Source organism: Flexivirga endophytica (assembly GCF_014640635.1).
In the GTDB taxonomy this organism is placed as follows: Bacteria; Actinomycetota; Actinomycetes; order Actinomycetales; family Dermatophilaceae; genus Flexivirga; species Flexivirga endophytica.
In genome coordinates, this window is the sequence record NZ_BMHI01000010.1 from 1 (window position 1) to 19014 (window position 19014).

Below are 19014 nucleotides of genomic sequence, written 5' to 3' on the forward strand. Positions count from 1 at the left end.
GGAGACCTCGACATCTACCTGCGGACCGACGCGCCCGGCCGACCTACACCCTCATCTGGGAAGAGCCTCGTTGGAGTCCTCCGGTCTGGACTACGGCCCGATCAGCGTGCACGACAAGATGAAGTCGATGGGTTTGCAGGCACCCTCGATCCCGGCCTTGGCGCGGATTTTCCGGGAACGGGGAGTGGCTCGGCGTGAGCCGAAGAAGCGGCCGCGGTCCGCGTGGCGGCGGTTCGTGTACCCGAATCCGAACGCGTGCTGGCAGCTGGACGCGACCGAGTACGTTCTGACGCGTGGCCGTAAGTGCGTGATCTTCCAGTTGATTGATGACCATTCCCGGTACGCGGTCGCGTCCTTGGCAGCGTCCGGGGAGACTTCCGCCGCAGCGATCGAGGTCGTGTCCAAAGGCATCGCCGCGCACGGGGTGCCGCAACGGCTGCTGAGTGATAACGGGATGGCGCTGAACCCGTCCCGGCTGGGGTACATCGGGCGACTGGTGGAGCACGTCAAGGCCCTGGGCGTCGACCCGATCACCGGTAAGCCGTACAAGCCCAGCACGCAGGGCAAGAACGAACGCTGGCATCAAACCTTGTTCCAGTGGCTGAACAAGCGGCCACTGGCCGAGGACTTGGACCAATTACAAGAACTGGTCGATGAATTCGACCACATCTACAACACGCAACGACCTCACCAGGGGCTGCCGGGCAGGATCACCCCGCAACAAGCGTGGGACGCCACGCCCAAGGCCGAGGCGCCGCGACCACAGCCACAGAACGAGCCGTCAACGACCAGGCGCCCGCGGCGACGCGCGCCTCGTACCGATATCGGCGAGCGCACCGTGCGGGTCTACACCGACGGCAAAACCCGCGTCGAGGGTGTGCGCTACCAGCTGGGGACCGCCCACGCCGGCACCGAAGTCCACGCCCTGTGGGACACCCAGACGATCTCGTTCTTCGACCAACACGGCACCGAGATCGCCAACCACCCCCGCCCAGACCCAGGCGTCACGTTCGTCGGTAATGGCAACCCCCGCGGCTTCCTGGCCAACCAGCGCACCCCACCGTCACCGATGTCCTGACACACCAACTGTCACCGATGTCCTGAGGTAGAAACGTCACCGATGTTCTGAGACATCACACTGGACCGGTACGCGACATTCGTCGGCCCGGATTCCGTATCCGTCACCACACAAGTCGATGAGATTGCCCGGGATGTCCATATCCCCAATTGCGTACACCTCACCTGTTCGATACGTGCGCTCGAGCGCCATCGACGCATCCCCTTCGTATCGCAGCCGGTCGATCCGGACCAGACGCGTGGTGTCCGGCAGCCCCATGGACCTGGCCGCGTCGACGTCGATCTCCACGAGTTCAATACCAAGTACCTCATCGTGGTGGCATGCCCGCCCTGGAAGGGGGAACGGTACGACGCTGAAATTAGGTCTCCGTTCGGTGACAAATGAGCCGCGGCCTCGTGTGCGCCTCAGATAGCCTTTATTGGCCAAGGTGAGGAGTGCTTGCCACATCGTCGGGCGGCTAACCCCGGACTCCTTCGACAGCGCAAGTTCTGATTCCAAGCGGTGCCAGACAGGCCAGTCGCCGGAGCGAATTTTCTGGAGGAAATCTGCTGTAGTTGATGATGCAACGGCTCCGCAGAGAACTCGTCAAATTGTCTTCGACCCACCGTTCAGCCCCGTCCTCGCCCGGCCGCCTGGCACACCTCCATCAGGTGGATTCACAGCGCGCATCAGAACATAATGACAGGACAATCTTACACGTGCCTGAGGCTGCCGCCCCGTGCTTCGCAGCCGAAGACCTCCCCTCGGTAGGTCTGCCGAATGACCGAGCAGGACGCCGAAGCGGCATTCGGCCAAATGTGAGATACCACAGTGACGTCGGAACGTGTGCCAATCAGCCCATGGCCGACGGGTATGCGTTCGACAACCGGGCTGGATCGGGTAGACACGCAAAACTTGTTTGTCTTCCAGTGATGGTCAACCAGGACGCAGCCTGGGCCCGAGTAGCGCGCGTAGAACCATGTGTTGGTCGATGAGCTCGCGTGCTTTGCCTGCGCAATTCGTGGATGCCGGAACAATTCCCACGATGTCGTTGTCGTCCGCCGCGCTGTCCTCCGACAGCGTGTCGAGGATGACTCGCGAGCCACCAGCACGTCCGCGTCGCTCGGTGTGACAGCCGCCTGGACGGCTGCCACGAATGGCGGTTCAAACTCCATCAGTTCTCCATGGGCTTGGTGCGTGCACCGCCGACGGGGCCACGGACATGGCTCGATTCCGGCTCGGTCAGCGCACGGTTTTCGACTTCGTGTTCGTCTTGCAGATTGTTTCAGCGATCCTTTTCGCGCAGGGCGGGAAGACTGTCCGTCCAGTCGTCGGTGATCTTCTGAATGGCCGCGAGCCGACCCGGAAACCCATTGTGCTGCGCCATGTCGCGAGTCCGGCCGAAGCGGAATTCCCACTGCCCGGTGACCGAGAAGAGGCACGCGGCCACGACGTCGAACGCGTCCACGGCGTAGAACCGGGAGGCGGCGTCGCCCTTGGACGCCCTGGTCTTCTGGACTTCGACCTTGAACTCACCGGAGGCGAAGGTCTTCGGGCTGGCGTTCTTGCACTCGACGCGCCACAGGGTGCCGTCGTCCAAGGTGACGTCGAAGTCGTGCATCGCATCCACGTCGAGTCGTCGCACCGACCTGATGCCTGGTGCGCCGGTCAGTTGTTGCTCGAGGTGGTACTCGGCGACCCCGCCGCGCACTGCGACGGAAAGCCGGTTGCGGCCATTGATGACGTTGAGGATCTGCTCGCTGCTCAGTGCGAACTGCTTTTCCAGGACGTGACGTTGCGGCGACTCCGGCGGCGTCTGCTCCCTCATCCCGACCGCGGCCACGTAGCGCAATGCCGGCTCCAGGCGCAGTGCCGTCGACCGGCGCTCCAGACGCGCGTAGTCGACGAGCCGGTCCGGCATGAAGGCGACCACGGTTTCCAGATTTGTCGGCGAGCGAGGTTCAGCCCGCTTGGGCCCGGGCCGATTGATCTTTTCCCAGACATACCAGCCGGTGTCTTTGGCGCGCGCGATGTCGTCCTTCTTGCAGTAGAAGGAGATGCCCATCGGTAGCGGGTCCCACAGCTGCGCGTCCAGGCCCAGGATCACCTCGTCGTCGAGGTCGATGCCGAGAATCATCGTCACGTCCACGCCCGCGATGTCGCGGCCGATGGGATGTTCGCGCAGCCAGCTCTTCTCCGAGCCGTACCGCAGCTGGCCGCGGACCTCGTCGTCGGGACGATTCTGCGTCGCCCTCGAGTTGACGCGGAACGGGTAGACAAGCATTCCGATCCGCTCATCAGAAGCGAGTTGCACGCCGAGGTAGACCGGCGCGCGCTGTGGGCTACTGGCGTACAGCACCTGCCCGTCGGACGCCTTGACGGCCTCGTGCAAGAAGTCGTGCAGGTCCCGACGGCGCGCAACTCGGTAAATCTCACCGACGGATCGACCGGCGAGCAACTCGTCAACCACGCGCACCCCTTCGGTTTCGACACGCCGCGCCTGGATGGAATGTGCGCATGTCGGTCGTCAACTGCAGACTAGGGGCCGACAATACTGGTCGGAAACGGACGGCCCGGACGCGGACGTCAGAAGACGAAACGAGGTACCACGTGGGCGAGCAGCTCCCGGTTGTGAGCTTGTTTTCCGGCGCTGGTGGGCTCGACCTGGCGGTCGAGCGCGCCGACGCCGACCCGCTCGACGCTGGTGACACCGGGACCGGTTTGCTTCGTGTGTCGATCGCGACCGACTACAACGAGCCGGCGCTGCGCACGCTCCGGAAGAACATGCCGGCCACAGCCACGCTGAGCGGCGACATCCGACAGGTGCCGACGGAGCAGATCCTGGCGCAGGCGGGGTTGCGCACGCGCGAGCCCGTCCTCGTGGTCGGCGGCCCGCCATGCACTCCATTCTCGAAGTCCGGGTTCTGGCTGGAGCAGAAGCGGGAGAGCCGTGACCCCAACGCCTCTTTGCTCGATGAGTATGTGCGGGTCGTTCGAGACGCTCGACCCGAGGCGTTCGTCCTGGAAAACGTGCAGGGCCTGACCTACAAGACCCACAAGACGCAGTTCGAGCGGCTGCTCAAGGGCCTCGGGGAACTGGGCTACAACCCGCAGTGGAAGGTTCTGCTGGCGGCGGACTACGGCGTCCCGCAGCTGCGCCGCCGGGTGTTCGTGGTCGGCCGCCGCGACGGGGAGAGGTTCGAATTTCCCGAGCCGACGCACTCGGGATGGAGTGAGCACACCCGCACCTTCGACACCAGCAAACTGCCGCACGTGACGTGCTCCCAAGCATTTGCGGGCTTGCCGCGCCTCGCGCAAGCCGCCGAGGATGAGATCGTTGACGGCAACTACGGAGAACTCGCGGCGGAAGTCCCACCGGGTCAGAACTATCTGTGGCACACCGACCGTTACGGCGGGCGCAACCACTTCACCTGGCGCAGTCGCTATTGGACGTTCCTATTGCGGTTGGATCCGGACCGGCCATCGACGACGTTGCAGGCACAGCCTGGGCCATGGGTCGGTCCGTTCCACTGGGAAAATGTCCGGACGGCCTCCGGTCAGGAGCGGGCCCGTCGCCTGCGGGTCAACGAGATGCTGCGGCTGATGTCGTTTCCCGACGACTTCCAGGTCGACGGCGGTCGTGCGGATGCGCAGCGGCAACTCGGTAACGCGGTGCCACTGGAGCTCGGCAAAGCCGTCGTGCGGGCATTGTTGACGCAACTCGGATATCTGAGGGTTGTCGGCTTCGAAGACGACCGGTATGCAGGCTGATCGATAGGGCCGTGCCTGCTGAGCCGTTTCTGATTCCATGTCACACCTGGTGGCTAGCCTGGTCACTGTGAACCGTCTGAAGCCCCTGGTGAACCTGCAGGAGGCGGCCGTGGACCGCGACCTGCAACGCTGGGCCGACAGTCAGGGATATCGCCTCACCCTCAAGACCCGGCTGCGTGACGTCGTGGACGACGACCCTTCCTGGACACGCCGGGAGCGGGACTTCGCGTTCATGGCTCACCTCGACTTCGTGGCCTTCGACGCCGAGACGCTCCAGCCAGTGCTAGCCGTCGAGTACGACGGCAAACAGCACCTGACCGACACCCGCCAGCGCGAGCGGGATGCGCTCAAGGACCGCCTGTGCGCGGGTGCCGGACTCACGCTGCTGCGGATCGACAGCCAGTTCGCGCGAAAAGAGGGCCGCTGGCGCGTCCTCGGATACATCCTCCAGATGCATGAATACGGCAAGGCTTTCGCAGCCGCGCAGCAGGACGGACTCATCCCAGCCGACGAACCATTCGTCCACAACTCGATCATCGACACCAGCGACCCGGAGCATCCGTCCTTCACCGGTCTCGACACCGCTGCCATCGAACGATTGCACACCTTTGCCGCGTCCGGCCGCATGCACTGGTCCGGCCATTGGTGGCGGGACACCGACGGCACGACCGAGGCCAAGTGCGTGCTGAGCCTGCGCAACGGGCAGTACCTCACGTCCTCCTGCACACTTCGGTCGTTCGCGATCGAGGGGATCTCGTCCCTCGCCGTCGCCGAAGAACTGGCGATGGCAGAACTCGGTTGGCTGATCCACCGATACGAAGCGGATGAACCGGTGGCGTTGAACAAGACCCAGGGCGAACAGTTGCTGGCAGGGCTGGAAGCTGACAACGAGTGGCACTGCAGTGGCGGTATGAACCTGCCTGGGTAGTAAGGACGCAACCGTTGGCTGGGCAAAGCGCGAGGGGCGACTCAGCTTTCAGACACTCCGCGACGTGTCCCAGCGCACTTGGCCGGAAGATCCGACACAACTGGCGACCCGTGGTCGTTTGCGACCATGACCTGCCGCCGACTCACCTTCAGGGAACACCGTCACCCAAGTCGACCTGCCGCCGCCATATTCCGGGGAGCAGCTCGTGCCGCATGATCGCCATGAGCCGCGGCTCGCCGGCCGCGACATTGCTCAAGGCTTCATCAAAGACGAGTGCGATATCGGGGACTTCGAGAAGCGTGAGCACCTCCTCCAGCCGGTCGTCATCGACGTCAACAACTCGCCGTAGGTCCGTGATCAGTGCTTTCACGATCTCGAGCGCGTCCTCGGTGCCGGGACTCGAGTATGCGAACAGCGTCTCGTCAAACAAGTCCCAGTCCGGCACCGGCTCGTCGGACAGTCTCTTCGAGTCATCGCGTCGCACGCTGGCCAGCCCGAGCACCTCGGTACGCAGGTGCATCGCGTGCCCGGTATCCGTGACCGCCTGTTGTACGAACTCGGCACCGCCGCGCGACATCGCCGGCCCGCCGAGCGCCTCGCGCAGCCCGTCAGCGATGAGCCGCCTGACCGCCTCGGATCCGGTGGCGGCTGAGACAAGCATCCGTGCCTCTTGCTGGCCGAGCCCGCCCGAAACATCCCCAAGGGCCTTCATCGCGTGGCTGACCAGCGGATACAGGTACTTCGGCTCCGACACCATGCCGTCGTCGATCACCTCCAGCGCGACGTACGGACTCACCGGGAATACCGACCCGAGCCTTTCCGGTGCGTCGTCGTCGAGGGTGAGAATGAGGTCCGTGGCTTCCTGCTTCTGGTGCGGCTGGGGTTCGGAGAAGTACCGGCCGATCGCGAACAGTAGCGTGTTGCGCCAGTGTGGTGAGGCAGCGATGCGGCGCAGCCGGGGAATCGTTTGCTCGAGTGTGCCGGTGGTCAGTTCGTACGCTGCCATGAGTTCCTGCAGTGACCGCACGTCGAAGCCGTAGCCGCCGTCGGGACGCAGGGTCAGCAGCACGAGTCGGTGCATGGCTGCGGTGAGGATGTGCTCCAGCAGCGCCTTGTCGTTGTTCGACGGCTCATACCCCGCGTCGTCGAGCACCCGCCAGGCCACATCGCGTAATTCGTCCAGGGTCAGTACTGCGTCGGTGCCTTCGGCGGTCTCGGCCAGTTGCTGCAGGAGCAGTCCCACGCGCAGGTGAAGGTCCAGAACCTGCGGCGCGTGGTCGCGCAGCAGCTTGCCGTAGGCGAACTTCTTCTTCTGCTCGCGCTGCTCGATGGTTTTGAAATAGCCCCAGAACAGTGCGAAGCGGCTCGGCGAGAACTGACCGGACGACTCCGCGATGATCGACATGATGAGGGTCTGCAGCGGGGTGCGCAGCAGACGCTTGAGCCCGTCGTCGAGCGCTGCCTGCTCAAGCAGTGCAATGATCCCGGCGCGGCGTTCCTCGTCATCAGGCACCCGCACCCGGGTCACCAACCGCCCATAACGCAGAGCGTCGTCGACGGCGAGGTCGGACAGGTCGATGCGCTCGAACACCTCGGTCGGCACCTCGTCCTGATATCCGGTCGGTCGGGTCGTCACGACGACAAGGGCGTCACAGCTGTCCGATTCCAGGTCGGCCGCGAACGCCTCGATGTGCGCGATCAGCGCCTGCCGAACAGCAGGCTCGGTGACCTCGTCGAGGCCATCCAGCACGATGAACGAAGGCCAACGTTTCAGCCACGTCCACAGCTCCCACCGCGGGATGTCTTTGGAGTTCACCCTGCGGTTCAGGTCCTGCGCGATCCAGCGCAGCAGCGTGTAATCCTCGCTCGTGCCCTGCTCGAGGGCGAACTTGGCCAGATTGATGTTGATCGGCCATCTGCGGTGCGCTGGGACTCGCACACCCATCGCCCGCAGCGCCTCCTTTGTGCGGGTCACGGCCCTTTCGTGGTCGTCGCCGAGGTCGATGTCCTCCCCCACGAATACCGCCCGGTATGCGTGCGTCAGAAACTTGGCGACCGTCGACTTGCCGTTGCCCGGCGCACCGGTGATAACCAGGTGCCGCGGTTTGGCCCGCGTGGTCACGCTTGGCTTGAGGACTTGTTCACCGCGGTTCAGGACGTAGCCGATGACACGGTCGCTGGTGGCCGGATCGCCCACCAGCACCGGCAGGTCGATCGCGACCTCTTCGACGGGTACACCCTTGGTCTCGCCGCCGGCCTCGTCGAAGTAGACGCGGCGCTCGGACAACAGCGTCGTCCTCGCATGCTCGCGCAGCGCTGTTCCCAGCTGCTCCTGGCTCAGGCTGGTCGAGAGCGCCGACAGGTCCGCCAGCACGTCCCCGGCGGTCAGGAACCCGTCGAACGCGCGGCGCACCTCCTGGTGTGCGTCGAGCAGCCCGGTGATCTGGTTGCCGTCCCACAGACGCCACTTTTGGAGTCTGCTCATCCGGTCGCGTCGGGCGCGACGCCTTTTACGCGCTTCATCTTGCGACGATCGTGGGAGATCGTCCTCAGCGGCATCGTTGTTCAGTGCGGCAATGTAGTCGTCGATCTTGGCGTTGATGGTGTCGAACCCGCCCGTGCCGGAGACCGGCGTGAGACGGACGTTGGTCGCAAAGACGAGGTAGGCGGGCACGTCGCCACGTGTCGTGTCAGGCATGCTCCATGCGTCGAGCTCATCTTTGATCTGCTTCCAGAACCAGGAAGGATCTTTCTGGGTGCCCTCGAGTGTTTCCTTGTGCTTGACCTGGAAGACGGTCGTGCCCTCCCACACCTCAGAGTTCTCGTCGTCCTTGGATGACCACACAATCCGGCCTCGGTCGACGAGCAGGTCGCGGCCGCCGTCCTTGCCCCGGCCCATTGGCCGGACCTGCGGGCCGAATTGCGTGATGGCCAACGCAGCGACGACGTCTTGGAATCCCACTCCGCCGAGGCGCTGCAGGTCATAGCTGGCCATCGCACCTCCTTCCTCCCTGAATTGGCCATTTGGTCCCCGAAGCGGAACCTCGCATGAGATCCGGTAGTAGCCAGAGACGATCTCCCGATCACCGTATCGGCTGATGTCAGCGCCCGGATCGGTCCCACCGGCTCACGCGACGGTCGGTGCTTGGCATGCCCTGGTAAGAGCCATTACCAGGGAACCACGGGGCATCACCCTGTCGTTCAGCGTGCGAACGAGGACCGAGGCGACGCCGCCACCAGGTGTCCGCCCGCAATAATGCACCGCCGAGACAGGGCCAGCTTGGTTGGCTGATCAGTTACTGAATTTACGAGTCCTGGCTCCGCCGATGCGGAGGCGAGTCGCCGAAGTGTTGCCGTGCGAACGCGGCAAAGCCGTCGATGGTGAACTGCAGGTAGCCGCGGCCGGCTTCCTCGATCACGCCGGCGTTGAGCAGTGCTTGGCGTGTGCTGCTGATTGAGGTCGTTGCCTGGCCGAGTTCGTTGGCGATGGCGTTACGGTGCACCGGACCGTCGCCGAGCGCTGACATTACGCGGACGAATTGGCGCTCGGACGGTACCCGGATGCGGCTGAGCCGGGAGTCGTACAGCTCCTGCAGGTCCTCGCGTGTGTGCTGAATCGCCTCTCGCACGTCATCGCTGCTGATTCGGGCACCGGGGTCGGGTAGGGCGGCGGCCTCCCACGCGTAGGAGCCGAGCAGCTGCACGGCGTGCGGGTATCCCTTGGTGTAGTCGACGGCCAGTTGCACGGCGTCGTGCTCCCACTCGACGCCCAGCTCACGTGCCGGACCGGCCAAGGCGATCATCGCCGCGTCCGTGGACAGGTCACCCAGAGTTTTGAAGGCGAAGCGTTCGGACGGGCTCACGGCGTCGTTGATGACCTGCTTGCTGCTCGGCAACCCGGTCGCGAACACCGCGGCCGGCAGATCCGGGCGTTCTCGTTGGAAGTCCTGCCATCCGTAGCCGAGCAATTTCAGGCTGAGCGGGTCCGCGTCCTGGATCTCGTCGACGAACAGCACCAGGCCTTTCTTGCCGTGTTCGACGGCAACCGCGTGGGTCGCGACGAGCAGGTCCTCGAATTCACGCGTTCCCGCTGGCGGCCCGGCGCCGGCTACGTCGTCCGGCTTCCAGCTGGCCTTCACGGACGGCCACCCCGGGCACACCGAGCTGCAGGCCGACGTCGACGCCTTTCAGGCGTTCGCTGAGGTCTCGTCGGCCAGACCACCCACCGGTCGCCCGGTCGATCTCCCGAGCGATGGAGGTCGCCAGTCCGCCGGCTTCGCCGGCCGTCACCCAGATGGTGAGGATGTCTCGTCGTGTCGCCATCAGGCTCGCTTCGTGCAAGAGTGACGTCTTGCCGATCCCGCGTGGCCCTTGATCGACGCGAATGCGCCCGACGAGCCGCCGCAGGTCGCTGAGGTAAGCCAATCGCTCGTCGATCTGACCCAAGGGCACCGAGCGGCCAGGAACCCTGCGTGCGATCTCACCGGGGGTGTATGGACTGGGTTGCATCAGGTCCTCCCAGATACTTTCCGATAAACCTACGTTTTTATCTGGCTTTATCGGGTTGCGGGTGGCTGTCCTAGGGCGTGTGGCCACGCTGTGGACGCACCGGCTGCGCCCACGGCGTCGGTGCCTTGTACCGGATCGGGGCGGCCGGCGCCGTCGCCATGGTGACGGTCTGCCGGATGCCCGAGGCCGATGCCATCGTCCGGCGGCTGTCGTCGGTGACCGCCTCGGCCAGGTCCTCGAGCGCTGCTCTCACCGCCCGGGACAGTGGAACCTGCCGACCGTGGGCGATGTCGCCGGCGTCGACCCACGAGGCGATCGGCGCCCGCATACAGTTCGCGGCCGCGGCATCGAGGTACTCGTGTTGCCAGTCGGCGATGCCGCGGGCGGATCCGGTCATTCGTCTGTCGTTGAGTGCGTCTCGTGTCATGACCGCGGCCTCGACGGCCGCAGCGATCCCTTGATGCAAGGTGGCAACGGTGGCGTCGAGGTCGACGCGCGAGGCGATCGTCGAAGGCCTTGCCCACGCTGTCTTGTCGTATCCAACTTCGGTGATCGCCGCCCGCAGCTCTCCGGCCGCGCGTACGAGGGTAACGTCCGGGCGGTCTCGCCGGTCGGCTATCTGCTCGCATCGTCGTGCGACCAGGTTCCAGGAAGTGTGGGTCGATTCGAGTGCGGGTCTGAGCTGATGCCGGAAACTGTCGGTGTCCAACTGCTGGGTTCGGACGGCTGCGTCCATGATGTGTGCTGTCGCTGCGCTCAGGAATGCCTGTGTGCGTGCCACCAGGTGTAGGTGGGTGGCTGTGGGGGCGGCGGCGATCGAGCGGTGGGCCTGCACGTCCCATGTCGCCATCGCTTGGTACAGCCGGTCGGCGCCGACCGCGTGTCGGTGCTCGCCGCGCATGACCTTCGCGAAGCCGGTCCCGACGTGCGCGCCGGCGAGTTGCTCAAAGACCTCCAGCTGGGCGGCGGCGTCGCGTCCTCGAGCGACGGCCCGGTTGTTCAGGCTCGGTTTGCTTCCGAAGCGGTCCTCAGTGTCCTGGATGTGCTGATGCACAGCGACGCCCACGCCATGGGCGGCTACGTACAAGGTGTGCATGACGCGCATCTTGACCGCGTCGACGTCGGCGCGGACTGCCGGCGGCCAGGTGTCACGTGCACGGTCCCTACCGTCCACCAGTTCCGCTGCCCTCACGAAGTTTTCGGCGATTCCGCGGAGCCGTTGGTCGAGTTCGCCCGGGCCTGGCCAGTTGCGCGCCAGTTGGTGGCGGTGCATACCGCGTGCCATCGTCTCGAGCTGCTGCATCGTGGCGCCGTCCGCTGGGCTGGAGGACAGCTGCGGCAGCCCGGCCCACAGCTCGCCTGCCGACTGCACCACTTCGCCCCATGTGCGCAGCAGGGCTGGTGTGTCGTCGCCGACAACGTCCAGTAGCAGGGTGCGTGCCTGAAAGTCTGCGTCGAGGAGCAGTTCGCCGACACTGCGTTCGTCCCCGGTCATTGGGTGAGCTCCCGACGCAGGTCGGTCAGGGCGACGATGAGTTCGGAGATTCCCGGCAGGGTTCCGTCGACGGGCAGGTCGAGTGCCAGGTCGTCGGCGGCGCAGACCAGCCGGCCGATGTCTCCCTGTGGCGGGACCGGTTCGACGGGGTCGACGTCGGCCGGGACGAACTCGGTCGCCTGCGCGGCGACGACGACGATGCCGAGCCCTAAGCCATGCCAGGGTGAGTCGGGGCCTTCACGGTCGGCGCGCTTCCACGCTTGCTGCGCCGCCTCCCGCAGCAAACGTGCAATCGCGGTGATCGTTTCGTCGGTGTCCACGTGCAGGACCTCGGGCGTTCGCATGTGGTGCTCCTCTTCGTCGGTAGTGCCCTCATCCAGCCAGATCCGCGGTGGTCTCCGCAGTCCCGTCGACGAGGTCTGTGGATAACTCCGGCGCGGTGTCTGTGAGGTGCGTGAGACTGGCTTCACCCTCAAGAGGCGCGATGAGGGCCGTTGGCGATCACTGATCGCCAACGTTGAAGGAAATGCACCACCCGAGGTGGAGGGAGAACACGATGAGCGATCGAGGAACACTCCTGCGGGTTGTGCCAGCGCTGACCGCGCTGGCGACCAGCACGGTCCTGGTCGTGATCGTCGGGGCGGTCCTGCCCGGTGTGATCGCGTTGCCGGTTTTCGTCGTCGGCGTCGTGGTCATGGCCGTGCTGCTATCGGGGCGAGCCGAGGCGACCGCTGCGCAGGTGCTGGCTGGGGCCCGGGAGCCGCTCGGCTACGAGGTCGCGTCGCTCAAGCCGGTGTTCGCGGTCCTGCGCGAGCACCATGTCGCCGGCGACGTCGACGTGCGGGTCAGCGATTCCGGTCGCGTCTATGCCACGCGTTTCGGCCGGCACACGTTGGTCGTCTCGGCCGGGCTGATGCGCGCCGTGCGGGCCGGCGGTGCCTTCGACGAGCGTGCTGCGGCGATCATCGCGCATGCGCTCGGTCTCGGAGTTCGCCGGTTCGAGGCCGCCGTGGCGTTCTGGACGCTGCCGTGGAAGACGATGCGGGCGGTCTGCCGCGCGGCCGTCGCGTTGTTGTCGGTCCAGCCGCTGCTGTCGCTGGCCTGGCGGCTGCGGTTCGTCACTGCCACGGCGGCCGCGGTTCAGGGCATTACCGAGGGGCATCCGGTCTTCGACCTGCTGACCGCGGGGATCGTCGTGGTCACCTACCTGGTGCCATGGTGCGAACGCCGCGAGCAGCTGCTCCTGCAACGCCAAGGCGACCGCTTCGTGATCGAGCACGGCTTCGGTACCTGTCTCGCCGAGGTCCTGCGGCCGAGCGCCCGTGCTCCCAAGGCCCTGCAGCGGGTGCACGCCCTGCAGGTCGGCGGCCAGCGGCGGGAGCTGACCCTGGCCCCAACCGGAGCTGCGAGCTGAAACAACAACAGGCCAACGACGGGAGGCTGGACAGCCCCTCGGGGATGCCCAGCTCTCCCGTTTCGCTGGTTGGAGTCCCCTCCCTACCGGGGCCGTCCGTAGTAGCCCTCCGTCGCGTCGTACGCCCACGGATGTTGCTCGGCCGCGGCCGCGCACTGTGCCGAGCGAGCTTCCTCCAGGTCGGCGTTGCGGCGGTCTCGCTCCTCCGCTCCCACCTCGAGGGCTTCGTCACGGCAGCGGCCGTCGGGGTAATCACTACACATCGATTTCTTCTCCTATCTCCTATGAGTGCGACAACAACTCGGTAATCGTTCAGCGCCTGGGCCCTGCCGGTTGTGTGCCAGCCGTGGTGGGCACGGCCATCTGCTGCCGGGCCTGTGCGCGTGCCAGCGGCTGCGCCGGGCCGACCTGGCCGTCCGGGCTGCGCCGTGCGGCTGCTTGGTCGACCACCCGGGCGGCCGTTGACACGTGCGGTATCGCCAAGCTGAGCTCGTCACGGGCTTTCACCAGCTGGCTGCTGACACTGCGGGGATCCGCGGCCGGGTTGTTGGCGGCGAACAGGTGTGTCGTTCCGGCCTCGAGGTGCGGGGTCGCCTTGCTCGCAGCGACCATCGCCTCCACGACACCGGCCAGAGTGCCCACGACCCAGTCGTGATTCTCGTCGGTCAAGTGCGGCGCCTTGGTCAACGCGATGACGCCGGCGTACCCGTGGTTGACGTGCTCGCTGCCGCGTTGCAGCGCGTCATACGCCTCCGCCGCGGCGTCGCGGTGAGCGGCAACCATGCCAGGCAGTGGGGTGCCCTCCAGTGCTCGACGCTGCGCCCCCGCGGTCGCCGATTGAATGTCGTAGTCGGCAATGCCGAGGAAGTGCTGCGCCTGCGCGAGCGACGCTTCGACCTGGTCGACCAGCTCTCGTGTATCCATGGTCATCACCCCCGTCAGAACGGGGGTGGTTGTGGACCGGAGCGACCAGGGGCCGACGGCGGCCGTGCGTCCGGTCGGCGGCCGGGGCGCCGACCGGAGATCGCCCCTTGCCTCCGCGAGGTCGCTCGGGACCTGCTGGGTTGCGTCCTGGAGTCCAGACTGACTCGTCGGCCCATTCCCCCAGTGCAACGCCTCCCTGGCCTGTTGCCCGCGGTGCTGATCGAACGCCGCCACTGCGGCGTCAACATCTTCTCGCGCCTCGTAGGCGACTTGCCCTCGCTGCAGCTGATGGGCTGCCGCCAACACGGTCTGACGCGCGGTTTCCGGATCGACCCGAAGCGTGTCGGCAACCTGCTGCGGGTTCGCGTCCAGCACCGTCCCACCCGCCAAGTGCAGGTCTGCGTGCACCTGGTGGTCGGCGTCGACCCTGACCAACACATCGCCGCGTCCCGTAGCAGCCGCGGTCACGACCACGTCCGAGTTCTCCAGGACACCGCCGTATGACGGTTCCATCACCACAAGGCGCCCGTCTGCGACCGCGTCCATCGCCTCCGGGTTGAACGTGACCGCCGCGACGTCCTGCGCGTCGATCTTCGCCTGTTCCGCGTCGGTAGCGTCGACGGACGCCCCCTGCCCGTCCATGGACGTGGAATACGGGTTTTGATGATCCGGTTCCGTCTCCGGAGCTACGGGGTCGACCGGTTTCTCCACCGGGCTCGGCGCACCAAGGTCGTGCTGTAGTTCGGCGACTCGCTCGGCCAGCCACTCCTTGTTGCCCGGTACGGCGAGCGGGTCGACGTATTCCTCGCGGAGCCCGTCTTCGTCGTTGACGATCTCGTGGCCAGGCTGGAGGCCTTCGTAGGTGGCGACCAGCCGTTCGAAGCCCGGATCGTTCGCGGCGGCCGAGACGTTCCCTCCGTGCAGGACAAGCAGCCTGGCCGCCGGCGGCTCGGGAACCGATGGGTCGAGCAGACTGCCCGAACCCCTCGCCGCAGCGAAGGCTCGATCGTCGACCGCGTCGTATTGGGCGATCACGTTCAGGGCGCGCCGCAGTCTCTCGTTGTCGGCGGTCTGGCCGGCACCCTCGACGCCCATCGTCAGCGCCTCCGTCGGGTCCATTCGCAACGTATCTCGGTACGACGGCGCTGCGTCAATGTTCTGCTCGGCCATGTTCGTCTCCCGTTGTTTGAGCCCGTTGGGTGGCAGTGCTGCGTCGAGTTCGGCTCGTGCCCACACCAGCGCCATCCCTGCCCGCTGGAGCAACGGAGCGAGATCCGCTGCCGGTATGCCGAGCCGGTCGGCGGCGCCGTGGAGGTCGGTTCGCACCGACCACGGTTCGTGCAGTCCGAGGTCGGGGTGCGTCTTACCGACAAGCTCGATCCAGTGGCGGCCGTCCTGCGCACACACGTTGATGAAGCCGTACGGCCCCTGAATGGTCATCTCATCGCGTTGACCGCGGGCTGGGCCGAAGGACACGTCACCGTCGCCGACGTGTACCCCGCGCGGCAGGCCGTCGAAGAGCGATGGCCCAGAGAGCTCCCCTGGCAGCGGCAGGTCCAACCGCTCGCCGCCGTGGAGTGAGTTCGCGACCAAAGCCGCGGCGGCGACGCGTGTGGGTTGAGTGATGGTCATCGCGCGATCCCGTGCTGTTGGTCAAGTGATGGCGTGGTGATGATGGCTTTGCGTTCCGCGTCCCGGCCGGCGGAGTCGCTCCGGCGGGTGATGCTGCGGGCTTCCATGAGATCCCAGTGCGCTGCGGATGGCATTGTCCCCCAGCGGCTTTCGATGCCGAACTCAATGCGGTCGCGCAGGACCGTTCGGTCGCTGACGCCGGTGTGCAAGCTGATCTCGTGGTCCGATGCCCCGGTCGACGCCATCGCTCGAACGACTTCTAACCGTTCGGCCTTTGTCAGGTTGGTGTCTGGTCGTTGACGCGCAATCGCCCGTTGCACCGCCACGATGTCGACGACGTTCGATTCGCCGGCGGGCACCTGGTGGTGCGGTCTTGCTGAGGGGTCGTCGATGTCGGCTTCGTCCCAGGCCAGTGGCGGGGCAAGGCCGCGGCTCTCGGCCCGCTGGCGGGTCAGCGGGGAGTCTCCCGGGGTCATGCTGAGCCTGTCGTAGGCGTCGCGGACTTGCCGCCATCGGCCGGCCGTGATCAGCTCCCCCGGGCTGTAGAGCAGCATGCTGGTGTCTCGCGCACCGGCGGCCGCGATGGCGGCGTGGTTGTGACCAAGGGCCAGGAGCGCCTCGACCCGCCGGACGGCCCCGACGCGAGGAACCATGCCCTCTGCCTGGGAGTAGATGTCGGCAAGTTTGAGCTGGTCGACACGCTCGGCCGTGGCTCGCTGCACGCGTGAGTTGCGGCCGGCAACGATGTTGCTGATCCCGGTGTCGCTGATCCCGGTCGCGCGGCTGAGGGTTCTCAACGGCACGCTGGCATCGATGAAGCCCTGCAGCTTTTCTCGGGTCGGTTCGGCGTCGACGTAGCGGTTGATGCCTCGTGCGCGGTCGCGCTGCCAACCGACCTCCCACTGTTTGTTGTATGTCATCGCTACCTCCGGACGGCCAGTTGCGGCTGGCCCTACTGACCGGAAGGAGCCCGAGGCATGTCCACGCTCACGAGGTGCGGCACGACTTACAGGACGCACTAGTAGTAACTTTGTTCGATGTCGCGAAGGAGGTCGGATTCCCATGGGGCAGTCACGTCGGGAACGAACCTGGCCGGAGCCGACAAGGACCCGGCACGCATGGGTCCGCGATGGCAGGCATCCTCATGACGTCCCCCGCCAGGTCCTGATCATCTGCTGGAGCCGGCGGGCTGGCCGCTACTGGGCGCTCATCGTCGACGTGGTCTCACTGCCTGAAGATGATGAACCGGCGGTAGTACATCGCTGGGTGCCGAAGGAACACCTCATGCCGGTGCCGGCGCAGCTGAACAGAAACTACGGTCTGTGCTGACGCGGGAGACCGTCCGATGCTCGCGCACTCGTAGCGACGGCGCGACGGTGTCGTCGCCGAAGACTTCGCCCCCAGCGGGCGAAGTTCTTGTTGGAGGTGACGATCAGGCTGGCGGCGTTCGTAGCGGGATGATACGAGTTGGAAGGACAGGTTGGCTGCTTCGCGTTCGAAGGGGATGTAGCCGACTTCGCCGATGACCAGGCGGGGTAGCGGACGAGCCGGCGGAGCTCGTCATGGAGTCAGCCCCGCGTGGTGTGCTTCGGCGAGCCGGTCGACTCACTGGGACGCGGTGGCGAACATGACCCGTGCCCGGCCTGGCAGGCCCGGATCGCCAGCCCGGTGGTCAGGTGCGTCTTGCCCGTTCCTGGCGGGCCGAGGAGCATGACGTTCTCCTGGGCGGCGACGAAGTCCAGGCTGCCCAGGTGTCCGATGGCCTCTCGCTTCAGTCCGCGGGGCGTGGTCGTAATCGAAGTCCTCCAAACTCTTGCGGCTAGGAAAACCGGGCGGCGCAGATCCGGCCCTCGCCGCCGTGGGATTCACGCGCCGACACCTCGCGTTGCAGGCAGGCTGCGAGAAACTCCTCGTGGGTCCAGGCTTCTTCACGAGCGCGTTCGGCGAGCCGCTCGACCGACTTCCGCAGGGCCGGCGCTTTCAGCGCCCTCGCCAGGTACTCCAGCTCGCTGGTGGCGTCGCGGCCCGTTTTCGGGGCGGTCCGTCGGTCGTGGGTGCAGCCATCAGCAGACCTCCTCATCCACCAGTTCGTCGACGAGGCTGAGGATCTGGTCGTAGACGCCGAGTGAGCGGACTTCGACCTCCTCGCCGGTGACCGCGTCCGCGACCGGCCGCAGCAGGTCGGCGCGTCCTTGGCGCAGGAGCTTGGCGGAGCCGGTGTGCTCGGAGTCGGTGATCGTCTGGTGCTGGGCTCAGACCCGCTGGTGGTCGGCGACGGAGCCTCAAGCACCCGTTCGGGGTGTCGATCTCCGGGCATCGCTCGAGCGCGCGAGTCTCTCTTTCTGACAGGGTGCGCACCACAACAGCTGGCTTGTGCGGCGTACGAGATTTTGCGATCAGGATGGATCCAGCGCGGATACAAATTAGTGTGACTTCGCGGATTTTCCGCGAGCAGGCGAGCCACCGCTTCCACTTCTTCTCGATCGACCTTCGCCTGCTGCACGTCGAGCCCCGCGAGTTCGAGTGCGCTCCATCTTGATCAGGCGCTGCGCAAATGTATCCGATGTGAGGGCTTCGCCTTCGCCTTCGCCGTCGACTGACGAAACCACGACCCGCTTTGCACCTCACCATCGGTTGGACCGTCGTAGCCCGGCGCCTGCACTAGGTCGTCCACGTGGTGAAACAGGCGTTCTATTTGGGGATAGTCAGCGCCGTCGACATAGACCGCGACCGAGATGTCTCCACCACCGGTCGGGGAGAACGCTTCGTCACGGTTAGGTTGATCCAACCTTCGGCCCCGCGGTCGGCTGGTTTGGATATACAAGCCATTGCCGTCGCTGAGAGCCATCCAGTATTCAAGGCTGTCAGGTGTGACGATGGGTTGCACGTCGTCGACGCTTAGCATCTGGCGCGGCGTGTGGTCGTCGACGGCGGCCGTGAATGCCTCTAGTTCGGCTTGCATCACCGTCAGGCAAGGCGCGATCGCATCGATGATCACCCCCCCCGGTGGGAACACGTCATTCACGCCATTCAGCCTGCTGGACAGTTCGCGAGCGAGCTTTTCGAAGCTGCCGAGTTCCACCCATTTGGTCGCCGTATCCCATGCGGCGGAGCATACCCAGCCCTTCACGCGGTGCAGCGGATTTGGTGAAAGTGCACCCACATGCGAACAACCAAGTCCCGCGACGGTTACCGATCTCCAGTGTGGCCCTTTGATGGCTCTTCCCAGATGAGGGTGTAGGTCGGCCGGGCGCGTCGGTCCGCAGGTAGATGTCGAGGTCTCC

Annotated in this window: 17 protein-coding genes; 4 read left to right on the top strand and 13 right to left on the bottom strand. The window is 65.8% G+C overall.

Annotated features, from left to right (window positions below):
* Positions 1–1078: integrase core domain-containing protein (locus IEX71_RS22210; RefSeq protein ID WP_444542670.1), on the top strand; the 1078-nt coding region annotated here is incomplete at its 5' end.
* A 36-nt stretch (positions 1079–1114) separates the two neighbouring features.
* Here the strand turns inward: IEX71_RS22210 and IEX71_RS22715 are convergent.
* On the bottom strand, positions 1115–1609 hold the full coding sequence (locus IEX71_RS22715; protein ID WP_373284669.1) for a GntR family transcriptional regulator: 495 nt from the start codon (positions 1607–1609) through the stop codon (positions 1115–1117).
* Between the two features lie 733 nt (positions 1610–2342).
* A complete protein-coding gene (locus IEX71_RS22225; RefSeq protein WP_188839289.1) occupies positions 2343–3527 on the bottom strand; it encodes a hypothetical protein in 1185 nt (394 codons plus the stop codon).
* Between the two features lie 140 nt (positions 3528–3667).
* Here IEX71_RS22225 and IEX71_RS22230 point away from each other — a divergent pair, with 140 nt between their 5' ends.
* Positions 3668–4828, top strand: coding sequence for a DNA cytosine methyltransferase (locus IEX71_RS22230; protein WP_188839290.1), 1161 nt, complete (start codon positions 3668–3670; stop codon positions 4826–4828).
* Positions 4829–4895: 67 nt separating this feature from the next.
* Complete coding sequence (locus IEX71_RS22235; protein ID WP_188839291.1) at positions 4896–5756, top strand: DUF2726 domain-containing protein; 861 nt, start codon at positions 4896–4898, stop codon at positions 5754–5756.
* Between the two features lie 148 nt (positions 5757–5904).
* Here the strand turns inward: IEX71_RS22235 and IEX71_RS22240 are convergent, their stop codons facing one another.
* The 5 genes from IEX71_RS22240 to IEX71_RS22260 all read right to left on the bottom strand — a co-directional run bounded on the left by IEX71_RS22240 (position 5905) and on the right by IEX71_RS22260 (position 12104).
* A complete protein-coding gene (locus tag IEX71_RS22240; protein ID WP_188839292.1) occupies positions 5905–8751 on the bottom strand; it encodes an NACHT domain-containing protein in 2847 nt (948 codons plus the stop codon).
* Between the two features lie 310 nt (positions 8752–9061).
* Positions 9062–9895: a DUF8462 domain-containing protein gene (locus tag IEX71_RS22245; protein WP_188839293.1), complete on the bottom strand. Its 834-nt coding sequence runs from the start codon at positions 9893–9895 to the stop codon at positions 9062–9064.
* Positions 9834–10265: a hypothetical protein gene (locus IEX71_RS22250; RefSeq protein WP_188839294.1), complete on the bottom strand. Its 432-nt coding sequence runs from the start codon at positions 10263–10265 to the stop codon at positions 9834–9836. Before IEX71_RS22250 ends, IEX71_RS22245 begins: the two co-directional genes overlap by 62 nt.
* Before the next feature lie 70 nt (positions 10266–10335).
* Positions 10336–11760: a hypothetical protein gene (locus tag IEX71_RS22255; RefSeq protein WP_188839295.1), complete on the bottom strand. Its 1425-nt coding sequence runs from the start codon at positions 11758–11760 to the stop codon at positions 10336–10338.
* The gene (locus IEX71_RS22260) at positions 11757–12104 is read right to left on the bottom strand and encodes a hypothetical protein (RefSeq protein WP_188839296.1); all 348 of its coding nucleotides are present in this window, start codon (positions 12102–12104) and stop codon (positions 11757–11759) included. The genes IEX71_RS22255 and IEX71_RS22260 overlap by 4 nt, the downstream gene beginning before the upstream one ends.
* 212 nt (positions 12105–12316) lie before the next feature.
* On the opposite strand from IEX71_RS22260, the gene IEX71_RS22265 reads away from it, so the two are divergent.
* Positions 12317–13174: a hypothetical protein gene (locus tag IEX71_RS22265; RefSeq protein WP_188839297.1), complete on the top strand. Its 858-nt coding sequence runs from the start codon at positions 12317–12319 to the stop codon at positions 13172–13174.
* An 83-nt stretch (positions 13175–13257) separates the two neighbouring features.
* Here IEX71_RS22265 and IEX71_RS22270 read toward each other — a convergent pair whose 3' ends face one another.
* From IEX71_RS22270 to IEX71_RS22290, 6 genes are all read right to left on the bottom strand, one after another.
* Positions 13258–13437 (bottom strand): hypothetical protein, encoded by a 180-nt coding sequence (locus IEX71_RS22270; protein ID WP_188839298.1) that lies wholly within the window; start codon positions 13435–13437, stop codon positions 13258–13260.
* A 49-nt stretch (positions 13438–13486) separates the two neighbouring features.
* Positions 13487–15730, bottom strand: a complete 2244-nt coding sequence (locus tag IEX71_RS22275) for a hypothetical protein (protein WP_188839299.1) — start codon at positions 15728–15730, stop codon at positions 13487–13489.
* Positions 15727–16650 carry a hypothetical protein gene (locus IEX71_RS22280; protein WP_188839300.1) on the bottom strand — a complete coding sequence of 308 codons (924 nt, stop codon included), beginning with the start codon at positions 16648–16650 and terminating at the stop codon, positions 15727–15729. Before IEX71_RS22280 ends, IEX71_RS22275 begins: the two co-directional genes overlap by 4 nt.
* A gap of 648 nt (positions 16651–17298) precedes the next feature.
* On the bottom strand, positions 17299–17595 hold the full coding sequence (locus IEX71_RS22875; RefSeq protein WP_373284670.1) for an ATP-binding protein: 297 nt from the start codon (positions 17593–17595) through the stop codon (positions 17299–17301).
* Positions 17550–17810, bottom strand: coding sequence for a P-loop NTPase family protein (locus IEX71_RS22775; RefSeq protein WP_308421005.1), 261 nt, complete (start codon positions 17808–17810; stop codon positions 17550–17552). The genes IEX71_RS22875 and IEX71_RS22775 overlap by 46 nt, the downstream gene beginning before the upstream one ends.
* A 459-nt stretch (positions 17811–18269) precedes the next feature.
* Positions 18270–19014: hypothetical protein (locus IEX71_RS22290; protein WP_229749957.1), on the bottom strand; the 745-nt coding region annotated here is incomplete at its 5' end.